The following is a 15,395-nucleotide window of genomic DNA, read 5'->3' on the forward strand; positions in this document are numbered from 1 at the left end:
TGCTCTTCCGCCCGGTCACGACACAGGCGGCGCACCGCGTCCTGTCACTGCTTGCCGGCCGTCGTTGCAGCTTGTTCGATCAGCCTGGCGACTTCGGCAGGATGCGACATGTAGGCCACATGGCTCGAGTCGAGCGCAACCGTCGTACTCCCCGCGCGCTTGGTCATGAAGCGCTCCAGGTCGGGATTGATCGCGCGGTCCGCCGTCGCGACGACAGCCCAGCTCGGCTTGGTCCGCCACGCCGCGTGCTGGATCGGCACGCCGAACGCCTGCGCGGCAGGCGTCACCTGCGAGATCGCCATGAAATTCGCTTCGGCCGCCGGCAGATCGGCGCAGAAGTCCTCATGGAACCTCGCCTGCTCGATATACAGGTGGCCATCCGCGGTCGGCTTGATCGACTTCGAGGCCGGCGGCATCTTCTTGGTCAGGTCGAGCGGGCTTTCCCCCGTATCGGGCTGGAATGCAGCCACATAAACGAGGCCGGCAACCTTGTCGTCGTTGCCGGCTTCCGTCACCACCGCGCCGCCGTAGCTGTGGCCAACCAGGATGCTCGGCCCGTCCTGCGCGTCGATCACCCGTGTCGTCGCCTTGACGTCTTCTTCGAACGACGTCTCCGGCTCCTGCACCACGGACACCTTGTAGCCGTCGCGCGCCAGGATTTTCGATACCGCCTGCCAGCCCGAACCATCGGCGAAAAAGCCGTGGACGAGGACGACATTCTTGACCGGCGCAGCCATCGCGGCAGGAGAACCCAGCGCGGCACCGGAAAGGACCAGCACGGCGGCGGCACGCATTACGGACGAGGTCGTTTTCATTTTCGTGCTCCAACAGGTTGGGGATGACGAACATCGGCCGGCAATCGCGACACCGGCGCTTTCTTCCAACGAAATGCTAGTCCGGCAGTCGCACATGGCATGACTGCCATTGCTCGACATCGCTCCGCCGCACTTGCGACAACGTTAGGCGTACGTCGGCCGCAAGTCCTGTCCTTACCATGGAGAAGTTCTGAAAACCGGCGGGACCGACGGGACCAGACCGTCAGGCGGCGTCGACCGCGTCCTCGCCCAGGACGCCGGCAATGAACGGAGACGAAAGGAACGTCTGCCGAAGCGCCGGCCGGGACCCCAGCGAATCGGCAAGCGCCAGAATCGCGGCTCGGGCGATCTCGCGGTGCCGCTGCGCGACGACAGGCTGCCCGGAGGCCGCGAACAGCGATGCGGCCGTAGCGTGGACACGCCAGGTCGCCAGCGGAACCTCGTGTTCTTCCACGGCCTCGATCGCCCGCACGATGAATGCATGCGCTGTCGATCGTGCGCCACCGGCCAGCGCCACGCGCGCGTTCACTTCGAGCGCGAGCGCCTGATTCGCATAGTCGTCGGTCGACAGCGCGAGTGCCAGGTAGTCGCTCGCCTCTTCACGCGCGTGCGGCGCATCCCCGCGCAAGAGCCAGAGTTCCGCGAATGCCGCATGCAGCGGAAGGCGGAAACACCAGTCGAGCACGATGCGGTGACTGTTCATTTCGTCGCGCGCCGCGATCAGCGTCCGTGCCGCGCGCTCGCCGTTTCCCGAGCAGACATCGGCCGAGCCCGACAGCAGCCGCCCAAGGCGAACGAGGTAGCTGCCGCCGAAACTGTCGCCGATGTGCTCCACCCGTTCACTGGTCGCCAGCACTTCGTCGAAGTCCATCGCATGGAAGTGAATCCACGATCGGCTCAGGCGAAGCATCTGCGCGGGGAATGAGTCGCCGTTCCTGTCGGCCAGCTCGATCGACGCATCCACGGCGTCCAGCGCCTTGCCCCACTCGCCGCGAAACAAGAGCGCGCGCGGCAGATAGAACTGCCCCTTCTGGTACGCGATACTCAAGTACGGGTTCTGCCCCTCGAGCGACGCGGTCAGCATGTTCAGCCCGTCCGCGATGCATCGATACGATTCGTCGTATTCGGACGAAGCCCACTGGATCATCCCGTACTCCATCGACTCGCGCGCCAGCGCCGTACGGTCATGCTGCTGCAGATCCCGGAATATCCGCCGCACCTGACGGACTTCCGTGTCGTTCCATCCGCCGGCCCAGACGTGCCAGAAATGGCAGCTCATCTGAAAGCGCTGTCGCGCGAACGCATCGGGCAGACGCTCCGCGATGCGATACACGCGCTCCGCGACCTTCAGCGCCCGCTCCGCATCGTCCCACGAGAGGCACGTCGCGAGATTCAGCAGCGCCGTCGCGCCAGTCTCCGGCAGTCCATACGCCAAGGCCGTTTCGGCCAATTGCTCGTAGGTGTCGACGCACCGCGCATCGAACGACGCCACGTAGATGGTCGCCAGCTTCTCGAGCAGTTGCAGCTCGACATCGCACCGCGGTTCCGGCGCGATCCAGTTCACCAGTTCGAGTGCGTGCGACAGCAGCGCGATCGCCTCGCGGTGAGCATGGCGCCGCTCCGAATTCTCCGCGGCGATGCGCAGATACCGGACGGCACACGCCCAGTCCCCGGCCTGTTCGAAATGCATCGCCAGCTCGGCAGCGAGTTCTTCGAGATGCCCGTCGTAAAGACGTTCGAGCGCCTGACCGACAAGCTGGTGTTGCGCCGCGCGACGTCCCGGCACCTGCCGCTCGTACAACGTCTCGCGATACAGCGCATGCACGAACGCGTAACGCGGCGACTCCGGGCCGCGCATGCGATGCACGGAGCCCGCCACGCGAATGATCTGGTGCCGACGCGCGAGGTGGTGACACACCTCCTCGACCTGCTCGACCGGATATCCCGCCGCGGAGGCCACGATCGCGGGCGTGAACTCCACACCCGCGACACTCGCCGCTTCCAGCACGCGCCAGCCCTCGGCGCCGAGGTGGTCGAGCTGCGCTTCGATGACCGTCCGCAAGCTTCGCGGAATATCCAGCGCCAGCTTGTCGACCGGCTGCCCCAGGCGCAGCCGCCCGTCGCGATCTTCCAGCAGCCCGCGCTCGACGCTGTGTTCGAGCGCGGCGACCATGAACAACGGATTGCCTTCCGTGCGCCGGAACAGCAGATTCGCGAGCGGTTGCCGCAGCCCGTTGTCCGTCGCCACCTGGCCGAGGTACTCGACGATGTCGCCTTCCGTCAGCCCCGTCAGGCCGATCTCGTCACATAACCGGTGCGCGACGAGTGCCTCTTTCAGCCGCTTGATCGGATGCTCGTTCAGCAACGCTTCCAGCGGCCGGAACGTGCAGATCAGCAGGATGCGCGCCGCATGATGCCTGCGTGCGAATTCGGAGATCACGTCGACGGTCGCATGATCGACCCACTGAAGATCGTCCATGATCAGTACGACTGGCCGCGACTGCCCGAGTGCTTCCAGTGCCGCGAGCATCTCGCGCAGGATGCGCCCGCTGGTCGCGCCCGTGACGTCGCGCTCGAGCGCGTGACGCTGCTCCCTGCCGACCAGATCCGGAAACTGGACGATGCAGGTCGGTGCGTTGTCGACGAACAGCTGCGTGACCGGCTCGCCGCCGGCCCGGCACAGCTGGTGAATGGCCTTGAGCACCGGGAAATACGGTTCCGTGACGCCATACCCCTCGATGCACTGGCCCCACGCGACATGCGGTACCGACTCACGATCGCGAAGCCGGCGGGCGAACGCCAGGCAGAGCGCGGTCTTGCCGATGCCCGGCTCGCCGGTGACGAACACCAGTTGCCGCTTGCCGGCGGCGGCGGCATCGTAAGCCTGCTGCAGCTTCAGCAGCTGGGCGTCCCTGCCGATAAGCGCGGGGACGGCCGCGCCGTTGGCGTCACTCGTCGTCGCGGGTCCGGCCGCGCCGATCTTCGCGATGAAGCGATACCCGCGGCGCGCAACCGTTTCGATGAACGCCGGGCGTCTCGCGTCATCGCCAAGCGCCGCCCGGATATCGCGGATATGGCTTGCCAGCACTTCGGGCTGGACATGCGTATTCCGCCAAAGCTGCTCCATCAGCTCGTCGTGCGTGACCAGCCGACCGGCGTTGTCCAGCAAGTATTGAAGGATTGAAAAGGCCTTGGGCCGAAGTTGAATCCGCCGCGTTTCCCCGTCAGGCATATTGCGCAGCAACGACTGGTTTGCCGCATCGAGACGAAATGGGGAAAACTCGTGCATTGGCGTTTCGCGGAAAGTGAAGCGTGTGCAGAATTTCGGGCGCCTGCGATTTCAGGCGCCGCCGGGTACGTCTCTCGTCGAAATGGATCGTAGCGCAGTTAAACATGGCCTTCCAGTCGGGCGGATGCCGACTGACGAACGCGATGCGAGACGCCAGGGTGAGCGCGGCCGTGCCACGCGGCGAGTGCCGGACGATCCGACCGTCCGCGCAAAGAAAAACCCGCGACGCATGCAGCCATCGCGGGTCTTCGGCACACCACGACACAGCGTGGCGCGGCATGAAATCTGGTGGGCCCGGCGGGGTTCGAACCCGCGACCAATCGATTATGAGTCGACTGCTCTAACCGCTGAGCTACAAGCCCTGATGAGATACGACGCGTGCTACACGCCGCCCCGCCAATGCAGCCGGGCCGGCATTGTAACAACAAAGGGGACAAACGCCACCGGCATCATGCAGATACCGGCGGCGTTCGCAGGACAGACGCTGGAAATCAGTTCCCTTCGAGGAACGACTTCAGCTTGTCGGAACGGCTCGGGTGACGCAGCTTGCGCAGCGCCTTGGCCTCGATCTGACGGATCCGCTCGCGCGTGACGTCGAACTGCTTGCCGACTTCCTCGAGCGTGTGGTCGGTGCTCATCTCGATACCGAAACGCATCCGCAGCACCTTCGCCTCACGCGGCGTCAGCGAATCGAGCACGTCCTTCACGACGTCGCGCATGCTGGCATGCAGCGCTGCATCCGCCGGCGCGACCGTGTTGTTGTCCTCGATGAAGTCGCCAAGATGGGAATCGTCGTCGTCACCGATCGGCGTTTCCATCGAGATCGGCTCCTTCGCGATCTTCATGATCTTGCGGATCTTGTCTTCCGGCATCTCCATCTTCTCGGCGAGCGTTGCCGGATCCGGCTCGAGACCGGTTTCCTGCAGGATCTGCCGCGAGATGCGGTTCATCTTGTTGATCGTTTCGATCATGTGAACCGGAATACGGATCGTGCGCGCCTGGTCCGCGATCGAACGCGTGATGGCCTGACGGATCCACCACGTCGCGTAGGTCGAGAACTTGTAGCCACGACGGTATTCGAACTTGTCCACCGCCTTCATCAGGCCGATGTTGCCTTCCTGGATCAGGTCGAGGAACTGCAGGCCGCGGTTCGTGTACTTCTTCGCGATCGAGATCACGAGACGCAGGTTGGCCTCGGTCATTTCGCGCTTCGCCTGGCGTGCCTTCAGTTCGCCGGCCGCCATCTGGCGGTTGGTTTCCTTCAGGTCCTTCAGCGGCAGCACGACACGCGCCTGCAGGTCGAGCAGGCGCTGCTGCTGTTCGCGGATCGCCGGGATGTTACGCGACAGGACCGCGCTGTACGAATGGCCTTCGGCCGTGATCTTCTCGGACCAGTCGAGATCCGTCTCGCTGCCCGGGAAGCGTGCGATGAATTCCGAACGCGGCATGCCGCACTTGTCGACGACGGTGTGCAGGATCTGGCGTTCGACCTGGCGCACTTCATCCACTTGCGCACGCAGCGTGTCGCACAGGCGCTCGACGGTACGCGCGGTGAAGCGGATCGTCATCAGTTCGGTCTGGATCGTTTCCTGCGCCTTCAGGTAGGCCTTCGACTTGTAGCCTTCCTTTTCGAACGCGCGGCGCATCTTGTCGAACCACTCGCTGATCTGCGAGAACTTGTCGAGCGAGGCACGCTTGAGGGCTTCGAGCTGGGCGGCGTTCGCCGATGCCTGCGCGGCGCCGTCGTCTTCCTCCTCTTCCTCTTCTTCCTCTTCCTCTTCGGCTTCCTCGTCCTCGTTCTCGATGGCTTCCGCTTCCTTCGCGGAGAAACCGTCGGTATCGGCGGAGTCCGAAGCATTCGGATCGAGCAGGCCGTCGACGAGCTCGTCGACGCGGATCTCTTCGTTCGCGACGCGTTCGGCCATCGCGAGGATGTCGGCGATCGTCGTCGGGCAGGCGGAGATGGCCATCACCATGTGGCGCAGGCCGTCCTCGATCCGCTTCGCGATCTCGATTTCGCCTTCGCGCGTGAGCAGCTCGACCGTGCCCATTTCACGCATGTACATCCGGACCGGATCGGTCGTGCGACCGAATTCCGAATCGACGGTGGACAGCGCGACTTCCGCTTCCTCTTCGACTTCATCGTCCGACGACGCGGCCGGCGCGTTGTCGTTCAGGAGCAGCGTTTCCGCGTCCGGCGCCTGCTCGTAGACCGCCACGCCCATGTCGTTGAACGTGCCGATGATGCCTTCGAGGGCTTCGGTCTCGGTGAAGTTGTCCGGCAGGTGGTCGTTGATTTCGGCGTACGTGAGGAAGCCGCGCTCCTTGCCGAGCTTGATCAGCGCGCGCAGTTTCACGCGGCGCTCTTCGAGCTCCTCGGCCGTGCCCGGCGTGCTCGTCGCGAACGCTTCCTTCAGCAGCGCCTTTTCCTTGGCGCGACGATCGCGCACCTTGGATTTGCCCGGTGCAGCCGCGGCTGCGGGCTGCTCGTCGCTCTGATTTGCGTCGTCAACGACGGATACTTCGTTCAGCTTTTTGGTCATGGAGTTCGCCGTACCGGCTATATCGACTCGCGGCTGCTGGACGACAGCCGGTTGAACCGTGGGTGCATGAGTAGTACGTACTGCCGTTTCGTCCGCGTCGGCAGTCGTGTCCCTTGCGCTTTTCGCACTTGCCCGCTTCGCCGCCGGCTTGGCCGGCCCGGAGTCGGGTCTCGCGGCAGCCCGTGTTCTGGCTGCCGGTGCCGGCGCAGCCTGAGCAGTGCCGGCCGCGGTTTTCTTTCCCGCTGAGGCTGACGTGGCTGAAGACGTTGTCCTGGTGGAAGAAGCAGACTTGGCCGCTGTGACCTTCTTGGTCGGCTCCGTCGAGCCCTTGCCTGTTGCTTTCTTTCCGCCTGTCGTCTTTGCCATCGCGATTCTCGCCTCTGCTTGGAAAACAAACCGCTGGAAACCTTATATTATAGCACGCTGGGGAGCCCTCTCTAAGCTCCCCGGCCGCCTACAGCCCGAGCCGACGTTTCATGTCGGTTCGCTGCTGGTTCAATTCCGTCAATTCGGCCAATTCCTCGGGTGTGAAGGTGGATTGCCGCGCCAGCCGGTCAAGCCGGTCGCAGCAAGCGTCATAGCGCATCTTGAGCACCGCCGCCTGCAGTTCCTCCCCCGCGATCCGTTCCTGTTCACGCTGCCGCTCGGGCACCGTCTCGTCTTCCGGATTCTGTAACAGCAAATCGCGGACGTTTTCATCATAGTCCAGAATTTCGCGGAAGATTTCCTCGTAAGTCGCCCCGTTCGAGGACGTCCGCAGGACATCCGACAGCAGCCGGAACTCCGCGCCGTCGCCCAGCGCGCGCGCATGGTCGACGACTTCCGCGAACAACTCGCCGATGCGCGGCAACGCGCGCAGGGTCGCAATCTGCTCGTCGTCGAGCTGCGACGCGATGCGCGGATGCATCACCAGCGTGCGCAGTGCGCGCTTTTCGCTGTCCGTCACGCGGCGGCGCTCGCTGCGCGCGGGCGCCTGGCGCGGCGGCGCCGCGATCCGCGTATCGACGTCGGACAGCCCCGCGACCTCTTCGAACGGGATATCGAGGCGGTCAGCGAACATGTGCATGATCTGCGCGCGCAACGCGTTCGCGGGCAGCGCCTGCAGCAGCGGCTTCGCGTCGAACAACGCCTTCGCGCGCCCTTCCGGCTGATCGAGCGCCTTGCCCGAAATTGCTTCGTTCAGCAGAAATTGCGACAGCGGCATCGCGCGCTCGACCTGCTCGGAGAACGCGTCCGCACCGAACTCGCGCACGTAGCTGTCCGGATCATGCTCGGTCGGCAGAAAAAGGAACCGGATCGTGCGATTGTCGCCCGCATGCGGCAAGCAGGCCTCGAGCGCGCGCCGCGCCGCCCGCCGTCCGGCCGAATCGCCGTCGAAACTGAAAATGACCGTGTCGGTCTGGCGCAGCAGCTTCTGCACGTGAATCGGCGTGCACGCGGTGCCGAGCGTCGCGACCGCGTTCGGAAACCCGAGCTGCGCGAGCGCGACGACATCCATGTAGCCTTCGACGACCAGCACGTACTTGCGCTCGCGAATCGCGAGCCGCGCCTCGAACAGCCCGTACAGCTCGCTACCCTTGTTGAACAGCGGCGTTTCGGGCGAGTTCAGGTACTTCGGTTCGCCGCTGCCGAGCACGCGGCCGCCGAAGCCGATCACCTGCCCCTTCACGTTGCGGATCGGGAACATGATCCGCTCACGGAACCGGTCGTAGCGGCGCGCGACGCCCTGCGCGTCGGTCTTCTCGCTGACGATCACGAGCCCCGACTCGACGAGCGATTCGTCGCGATAGTCCGGAAACGCGGTTTCGAGGTTCTGCCAGCCGTCCGGTGCGTAACCGAGCCCGAAACGCGCGGCGATCTCGCCGGTCAGGCCCCGATTCTTCAGGTACTGGATCGCGACGGTCGCACCGCGCAACTGCTTGCGGTAGTAGTCGCACGCGGCCGTCATCGCATCGGACAGCGCGGTCGCGACCGATTTCGACACCGGCGCCGGATAGTCGCCACCACCCCCGCCGCCACCGCCACCGCGCATCGACGGTTCGTGCGGTACGGTCAGCCCGACGGACTGCGCGAGTTCCTGCACGGCTTCCGGGAACGTGAGCCCCGCGTGTTCCATCAGGAAGCCGATCGCCGTGCCGTGTGCGCCGCAACCGAAGCAGTGATAGAACTGCTTGGTCGGGCTGACGGTAAACGAAGGGCTCTTCTCGTTATGGAACGGGCACAACCCCATGAAGTTGGCGCCGCCCTTCTTGAGCTGCACGTACCGGCCCACCACGTCGACGATATCGACGCGGTTCAGCAAGTCCTGCAGGAACGAATGCGGAATCACCGTGGGATCGAGCGAAAAAAGACAATTCGATGCCCGGCGCACGCATCGCTGGGCGCGCCGGGAACGGGTTTTACTTCGTGAGCGCGGCCTTGACCTGCGCGGAAACGGCCGTCATGTCGGCACGGCCGGCGAGCTTGCCCTTCAGCACGCCCATCACCTTGCCCATGTCCTGCGGGCCGGCTGCGCCGGTTTGCGCGACCGCCGCCTGGACTTCGGCCGCCACTTCGGCGTCCGACAGTTGCGCGGGCATGTAGCCGCCCAGCACGACCAGCTCGGCCTGCTCCTTCGCGACGAGGTCGTCGCGGCCTGCGGCCTGGAACTGGCTGATCGAATCCTTGCGCTGCTTGATCATCTTGTCGATCACGGCCGTGATGCCCGCGTCGTCGAGCGTGACGCGATCATCGACCTCACGCTGCTTGATCGCGGCCATCAGCAGGCGAATCGTCGCCAGGCGCTCGCTTTCCTTCGCGCGCATTGCGGCCTTCATGTCTTCGCTGATCTGCTCTTTCAAACTCATCTTTCACCCGGAATGGAAACGTGAATCCGACGCCCGCGAATGGGCGTCAACACAAAAACCCGCTTGGGACAGTGTCTCAAGCGGGTTGCTCGAATCCGGCATCGGCGACTCGCCGCCTGATCGGCTGCGCGATCGCACCGAATCGCGCGGAGTCGCCGGTGCGCCGCTCAGCGAACCGCGCGGCGCCCAATCGTTCAGTACAGCTTCTTCGGCAACGTCTGGCTGCGAATTCGCTTGTAATGACGCTTCACTGCAGCGGCCTTCTTGCGCTTGCGCTCCGCGGTCGGCTTCTCGAAAAACTCGCGCGCCCGAAGTTCGGTCAGCAGACCGTTCTTCTCGATCGTGCGCTTGAAGCGACGCATTGCAACTTCGAACGGCTCGTTCTCTTTAACGCGAATGATCGTCATGATCCGACACGAATAAAGGTTTGCAGGGAAAGACTACTGAGTATAGCAGAGCGATTGGATTGTCCAAAGGCACGGGGCCTGGTCCCGCCAAGGGGAGCCGGCCCGTCAGGCGCCGCGCGAATACTCCGCCGCGGCTTGCCCGGCCGCCGTGCCGGACGCCCACGCCCACTGGAAGTTGTAGCCGCCGAGCCAGCCCGTCACGTCCACCGCCTCGCCGACGAAGAACAGCCCCGGCACGCGCGCGCTCATCATCGTCGACGACGACAGCTCCCGCGTATCGACCCCGCCCTTCGTCACCTCGGCCTTCTTGTAGCCCTCGGTGCCGTTCGGCGTCAGCGTCCAGCCGGACAGCGCCTCGCCGATCTGGCGCAGTGTCTTGTCGGGCAGGTCCGCGAGCCGCGCGTCGGCCGCGACGCGATGCGTGTCGAGCCACGCATGCGCGAGGCGCGACGGCACCCAGTCGGCGAGCAGCGAACCGATCTGGCGCTTCGACGAGTGCTTCGCGTCGAGCAGGTCGGCCACCGAGTCACGCTGCGGCAGCAGGTCGACGCGAATCGGGTCGCCGGGCTGCCAGTAGCTCGAGATCTGCAGGATGCCGGGCCCCGACAGGCCGCGATGGGTCAGCAGCAGATCCTCGACGAATTCGCCGCCGCGCTTCTTGTCGCCAGTCGACACGCGCACTTCGAGCGACACGCCCGACAGCGCCGCGAACGGCTCCCAGTCCTGCGGCGCGAACGTCAGCGGCACGAGCGCGGGCCGCGTATCGACGAGCTTGTGGCCGAACTGCTTCGCCAGCCGGTAGCCGAAATCGGTCGCACCGATCTTCGGGATCGACAGGCCACCCGTCGCGATGATCAGCGCGCGCGCACCGATCGCCCCCGCCTGCTGCGTGTCGAGCACGAAGCCATCGGCCGGCGCGTGGCGCACCGCGTCGACGACGACCGGCCGGCGCCACGCAATACCACCCGCGTCGCACTCGTGCTTCAGCACGTCGATGACCGCGTCGCTGCCGTGGTCGCAAAAAAGCTGGCCCTTGTGCTTTTCGTGCCAGGTCACGTGATGGCGCTTGAGCAGCCCGAGGAAGTCGCGCGGTGTATAGCGCGCCAGCGCCGAACGCGCGAAATGCGGATTCGACGACAGATAGTTGTCGGGCCCGGCGTACAGGTTCGTGAAGTTGCAGCGGCCGCCGCCCGAGATGCGGATCTTCTCGGCGAGTCGCGGCGCGTGATCGATCAGCACGACGCGGCGGCCGAGCTGCCCGGCAACCGCGGCGCTCATCATCCCGGCGGCGCCCGCGCCGATCACGGCGATGTCAAAAGTTTCCATGGCGCGGATTGTACCTGCCCGGCATCGGCCCCGGGCCGCCGCCAGCGGCGGCAGGCCCTCGCCTGCTATACTTTCCGGTTACGTTGACCTTCCTGCGGCGCGCTCGAAACAGCGCGCCCTGCCCGCACCCATGCTCGTTCTCGGCATCGAAAGCTCCTGTGACGAAACCGGCCTCGCGCTCTACGACACGCAGCGCGGCCTGCTCGCGCACGCGCTCCATTCGCAGATCGCGATGCACCGCGAGTACGGCGGCGTCGTGCCTGAGCTCGCATCGCGCGACCACATCCGCCGCGCATTGCCGCTGCTCGAGGAAGTGATGGCGCAAAGCGGCACGCGCCGCGACGACATCGACGCGATCGCGTTCACCCAGGGCCCCGGCCTGGCCGGCGCGCTGCTGGTCGGTGCGAGCATCGCCAATGCGCTCGCCCTCGCGTGGAACAAGCCGACCGTCGGCATCCATCACCTCGAAGGCCACCTGCTGTCGCCGCTGCTCGTCGACGAACCGCCGCCGTTCCCGTTCATCGCACTGCTGGTGTCCGGCGGCCATACGCAACTGATGCGCGTGACCGACGTCGGCGTGTACGAAACGCTCGGCGAAACGCTCGACGACGCGGCCGGCGAAGCGTTCGACAAGACGGCGAAGCTGATCGGCCTCGGCTACCCGGGTGGCCCGGAAGTGTCGAAGCTCGCCGAGACGGGCACGCCGGGCGCGGTCGTGCTACCGCGCCCGATGTTGCATTCGGGCGATCTCGACTTCAGCTTCAGCGGCCTGAAGACGGCCGTGCTCACGCAGATGAAGAAGTTCGAAGCGGCGAAGCTGGAGGGCACTGCGCTCGACCGCGCGAAGGCCGACCTTGCGCGCGGCTTCGTCGACGCGGCCGTCGACGTGCTCGTCGCGAAGTCGCTCGCCGCACTGAAAAAGACGAAGCTCAAACGCCTCGTGGTCGCGGGCGGCGTCGGCGCGAACCGCCAGTTGCGCGCGGCGCTGTCGGCCGCCGCGGCCAAGCGCGGCTTCGACGTGCACTATCCCGATCTCGCGCTCTGCACCGACAACGGCGCGATGATCGCGCTGGCGGGCGCACTGCGGCTCGGCCGCTGGCCCGAGCAGGCGAATGCCGACTACGCATTCACCGTGAAGCCGCGCTGGGACCTCGCGTCGCTCGCACGCTGAACCACGCAACCCGCGCAAAAAAGGCCGCTCGGTGAGCGGCCTTTCTCATTGGCGCGACGAAAAGACGCAGCGTTATGCGGCCTGACGCTTGTCGCGCTCGATCAGCGCATACGCGCTGTGATTGTGGATCGACTCGAAGTTCTCTGCTTCGAGCACATACGCCACCACGCGCTCGTCGGCATCGAGACGCTGCGCGACGTCGCGCACGAGATCCTCGACGAACTTCGGATTCTCGTATGCACGCTCGGTGACGAACTTCTCGTCCGGACGCTTCAGCAGGCCCCACAGTTCGCACGACGCCTCTTCTTCCGCGATGCGAATCAGCGCCTCGACCGGCAGGTCGGCCGCGAGCTCCGCGTCGATCGTCACGTGCGAGCGCTGGTTGTGCGCGCCGTACTGCGAGATCTTCTTCGAGCACGGGCACAGGCTCGTCACCGGCACGAGCACCTTCAGGAACAGGCGCGTGTCGCCGTTGCGACTTTCGCCCGCGAGCGTCACTTCATAGTCGAGCAGGCTCTGCACGCCGGACACCGGCGCCGTCTTGTTCACGAAGTACGGAAACGTGACCTCGATACGGCCGGCTTCGGCCTCGAGCTTCTCGAGCATCGACGCGAGCATCGCGCGGAAACGCTCGACCGTCAGCGGCGCGCGATTCTCTTCGAGCAGCGCGACGAAGCGCGACATATGCGTGCCCTTCTGGTCCGCAGGCAGGCGGACGTCGAGGTTCCAGACACCGACGGTCGGCTGCACGTCGCCGCTTTCGGTACACACCGTCAATGGATGCCGGACCGCCTTCACGCCCACGCGCTGAATCGGAATCTGACGGGTATCCACCGTGCTCTGCACGTCGGGCATCACGAAGGCGGGATTCATCTGGTTCATCTTGTTCAATCCTTGTAAGCCGCGCGTTCGACGACGCGCACGCCGCGTCATGCGGCAGCCGGAAAAGCAACATGGGCCCGCAGGCCCATGTTTTCCGCATCAATGAAGACCGGTTGCGCCAGTCGCACCGGCACCGCCCGCAGGCGGCGCCAGCTTATGCGACGCGCTTCGCCTGACCGGCGACATCGGCCGCCGGATTCAGAAAGCGTTCGCGAATCGATTTCGCGATGCCCGCGCCGTCGAGGCCGCATTGCGACAGCAGCTTCGCGGGATCGCCGTGATCGATGAACAGGTCAGGGAGGCCCAATTGTAGTACGGGTCGGATAACCCCACTCTCCATCAGGGCTTCCACGCAGGCCGAACCCGCGCCACCCATCACGCAGCCTTCCTCGACCGTGACGAGGTAGTCGTGCGTCTCGGCGAGTTCGCGCACGAGCGCAGCGTCGACCGGCTTCACGAAACGCATGTTCGCGACGGTTGCGTCGAGCTCTTCGCCTGCCGCGAGCGACGGTGCGACCATCGTGCCGAATGCGAGGATCGCGACGCGCTTGCCTTCCGGCTGCGACGTCTGGCGACGCACTTCACCCTTGCCGAGCGGGATCTCGGTGAATTCCTTCACCGTCGCCACGCCCGTGCCCGCGCCGCGCGGATAGCGCACCGCGGTCGGGTTCGGCTGCTGCAGCGCCGTGTGCAGCATCTGGCGGCATTCGTTCTCGTCGGATGCGGCCATGATCGTCATGTTCGGGATGCAGCGCATGAACGCGAGATCGTATGCACCCGCGTGCGTTGCACCGTCCGCGCCGACGAGGCCCGCGCGATCGATCGCGAACACGACCGGCAGGTTCTGCAGCGCGACGTCGTGGATCAGCTGATCGTAAGCACGCTGCAGGAACGTCGAGTAGATCGCGACGACCGGCTTGAGGCCTTCGGTTGCCATGCCGCCCGCGAACGTCACCGCGTGCTGCTCGGCGATGCCGACGTCGTAGTAGCGGTCCTTGAAGCGCTTCTCGAACTCGACCATGCCCGAGCCCTCGCGCATCGCGGGCGTGATGCCGACGACGCGCGTATCGCGCTCGGCTTCGTCACACAGCCACTCGCCGAACACCTGCGTGTAAGTCTTCTTCGCGGGTGTGGTCGACGGCTTGATGCCTTCGGCCGGATTGAACTTGCCGGGGCCGTGGTAGAGCACGGGATCGGCTTCGGCGAGCTTGTAGCCCTGGCCTTTCTTCGTCACCACGTGCAGGAATTGCGGACCGCGCAGTTCGCGGATGTTCTGCAGCGTCGGGATCAGCGAATCGAGATCGTGACCGTCGATCGGGCCGATGTAGTTGAAGCCGAACTCCTCGAACAGCGTAGCCGGCACGACCATGCCCTTCGCGTGCTCCTCGAGCTTGCGCGCGAGTTCGAGCACCGGCGGCGCCACGCTCAGTACGCGTTCGACACCCGCGCGCGCAGCCGCATAGAAGCGGCCCGACATCAGGCGTGCGAGATGGCGATTCAGCGCGCCGACCGGCGGCGAGATCGACATGTCGTTGTCGTTCAGGATGACGAGCACTTTCGCATCTTCCGACACGCCCGCGTTGTTCATCGCTTCGAACGCCATGCCGGCCGTCATCGCGCCGTCGCCGATCACGGCGATCGAGAAGCGGTCGTCGCCGTTCAGCTGGCTGCCGATCGCCATGCCGAGCGCGGCCGAGATCGACGTGCTCGAGTGTGCGGTGCCGAACGTGTCGTATTCGGATTCGCTGCGACGCGGGAAGCCCGAGATGCCGTCCTGCTGACGCAGCGAATGCATCTGGTCGCGACGGCCCGTCAGGATCTTGTGCGGATAGGTCTGGTGGCCCACGTCCCAGACGATGCGATCGTTCGGCGTGTTGAACACGTAGTGCAACGCGATCGTCAGCTCGACCGTCCCGAGGTTGGACGACAAATGGCCGCCCGTCTTCGACACGCTGTCGAGCACAAACGCGCGCAGTTCATCCGCGAGCGGTTGCAGTTGGCGACGATCGAGGCGGCGCAAATCCGCCGGGTCGTCGATGGTTTTCAGCAAGTCGTACATCGTCGTTCCATTGTAGGAAATCAAACGCGCCCGCATTCTGTTGCACGCATCGTAGCG

General features: G+C 65.3%; 10 protein-coding genes and 1 tRNA gene. 1 reads left to right on the top strand and 10 read right to left on the bottom strand.

Translation table 11 applies throughout. From position 1 onward, the window contains the following. Nucleotides 1–44 precede the first annotated feature (44 nt). From KEC55_RS22670 to KEC55_RS22705, 8 genes are all read right to left on the bottom strand, one after another. Nucleotides 45–815 carry an alpha/beta hydrolase gene (locus KEC55_RS22670; RefSeq protein WP_282511388.1) on the bottom strand — a complete coding sequence of 257 codons (771 nt, stop codon included), beginning with the start codon at nucleotides 813–815 and terminating at the stop codon, nucleotides 45–47. Nucleotides 816–1,038: 223 nt separating this feature from the next. Further along, entirely contained in the window at nucleotides 1,039–4,104 is a 3,066-nt protein-coding gene (locus tag KEC55_RS22675; protein ID WP_348995859.1) for an ATP-binding protein, read from the bottom strand. Between the two features lie 286 nt (nucleotides 4,105–4,390). After that, nucleotides 4,391–4,466 (bottom strand) — tRNA-Ile (locus KEC55_RS22680). 129 nt (nucleotides 4,467–4,595) lie between these two features. Further along, nucleotides 4,596–7,013, bottom strand: a complete 2,418-nt coding sequence (gene rpoD, locus KEC55_RS22685) for an RNA polymerase sigma factor RpoD (protein ID WP_176045982.1) — start codon at nucleotides 7,011–7,013, stop codon at nucleotides 4,596–4,598. 88 nt (nucleotides 7,014–7,101) lie between these two features. Continuing rightward, nucleotides 7,102–8,976, bottom strand: coding sequence for a DNA primase (dnaG, locus tag KEC55_RS22690; protein ID WP_282511030.1), 1,875 nt, complete (start codon nucleotides 8,974–8,976; stop codon nucleotides 7,102–7,104). Nucleotides 8,977–9,046: 70 nt separating this feature from the next. Beyond that, the gene (locus tag KEC55_RS22695) at nucleotides 9,047–9,493 is read right to left on the bottom strand and encodes a GatB/YqeY domain-containing protein (protein WP_027782559.1); all 447 of its coding nucleotides are present in this window, start codon (nucleotides 9,491–9,493) and stop codon (nucleotides 9,047–9,049) included. Between the two features lie 194 nt (nucleotides 9,494–9,687). Next, the gene (gene rpsU / locus KEC55_RS22700) at nucleotides 9,688–9,900 is read right to left on the bottom strand and encodes a 30S ribosomal protein S21 (protein WP_006751743.1); all 213 of its coding nucleotides are present in this window, start codon (nucleotides 9,898–9,900) and stop codon (nucleotides 9,688–9,690) included. A gap of 105 nt (nucleotides 9,901–10,005) precedes the next feature. After that, nucleotides 10,006–11,226 (bottom strand): NAD(P)/FAD-dependent oxidoreductase, encoded by a 1,221-nt coding sequence (locus KEC55_RS22705; RefSeq protein ID WP_282511033.1) that lies wholly within the window; start codon nucleotides 11,224–11,226, stop codon nucleotides 10,006–10,008. 130 nt (nucleotides 11,227–11,356) lie between these two features. Between KEC55_RS22705 and tsaD the strand changes: the two genes are divergently transcribed. After that, nucleotides 11,357–12,397: a tRNA (adenosine(37)-N6)-threonylcarbamoyltransferase complex transferase subunit TsaD gene (gene tsaD / locus KEC55_RS22710; RefSeq protein ID WP_282511035.1), complete on the top strand. Its 1,041-nt coding sequence runs from the start codon at nucleotides 11,357–11,359 to the stop codon at nucleotides 12,395–12,397. Between the two features lie 72 nt (nucleotides 12,398–12,469). Here the strand turns inward: tsaD and folE2 are convergent, their stop codons facing one another. Next, on the bottom strand, nucleotides 12,470–13,279 hold the full coding sequence (gene folE2, locus KEC55_RS22715) for a GTP cyclohydrolase FolE2 (protein WP_006486446.1): 810 nt from the start codon (nucleotides 13,277–13,279) through the stop codon (nucleotides 12,470–12,472). Between the two features lie 154 nt (nucleotides 13,280–13,433). Continuing rightward, a complete protein-coding gene (gene dxs, locus KEC55_RS22720; RefSeq protein WP_176045988.1) occupies nucleotides 13,434–15,338 on the bottom strand; it encodes a 1-deoxy-D-xylulose-5-phosphate synthase in 1,905 nt (634 codons plus the stop codon). Nucleotides 15,339–15,395: the final 57 nt, after the last annotated feature.

It is taken from the genome of Burkholderia cepacia (assembly GCF_029962485.1).
Classification (GTDB): domain Bacteria; phylum Pseudomonadota; class Gammaproteobacteria; order Burkholderiales; family Burkholderiaceae; genus Burkholderia.

Excerpts from the sequence above, each read along its gene's own strand:
- KEC55_RS22670 (WP_282511388.1), bottom strand. The coding sequence starts at position 815 with ATGAAAACGACCTCGTCCGTAATGCGTGCCGCCGCCGTGCTGGTCCTT.
- KEC55_RS22675 (WP_348995859.1), bottom strand. The coding sequence starts at position 4,104 with ATGCACGAGTTTTCCCCATTTCGTCTCGATGCGGCAAACCAGTCGTTG.
- rpoD (WP_176045982.1), bottom strand. The coding sequence starts at position 7,013 with ATGGCAAAGACGACAGGCGGAAAGAAAGCAACAGGCAAGGGCTCGACG.
- KEC55_RS22695 (WP_027782559.1), bottom strand. The coding sequence starts at position 9,493 with ATGAGTTTGAAAGAGCAGATCAGCGAAGACATGAAGGCCGCAATGCGC.
- rpsU (WP_006751743.1), bottom strand. The coding sequence starts at position 9,900 with ATGACGATCATTCGCGTTAAAGAGAACGAGCCGTTCGAAGTTGCAATG.
- KEC55_RS22705 (WP_282511033.1), bottom strand. The coding sequence starts at position 11,226 with ATGGAAACTTTTGACATCGCCGTGATCGGCGCGGGCGCCGCCGGGATG.
- tsaD (WP_282511035.1), top strand. The coding sequence starts at position 11,357 with ATGCTCGTTCTCGGCATCGAAAGCTCCTGTGACGAAACCGGCCTCGCG.
- folE2 (WP_006486446.1), bottom strand. The coding sequence starts at position 13,279 with ATGAACCAGATGAATCCCGCCTTCGTGATGCCCGACGTGCAGAGCACG.
- dxs (WP_176045988.1), bottom strand. The coding sequence starts at position 15,338 with ATGTACGACTTGCTGAAAACCATCGACGACCCGGCGGATTTGCGCCGC.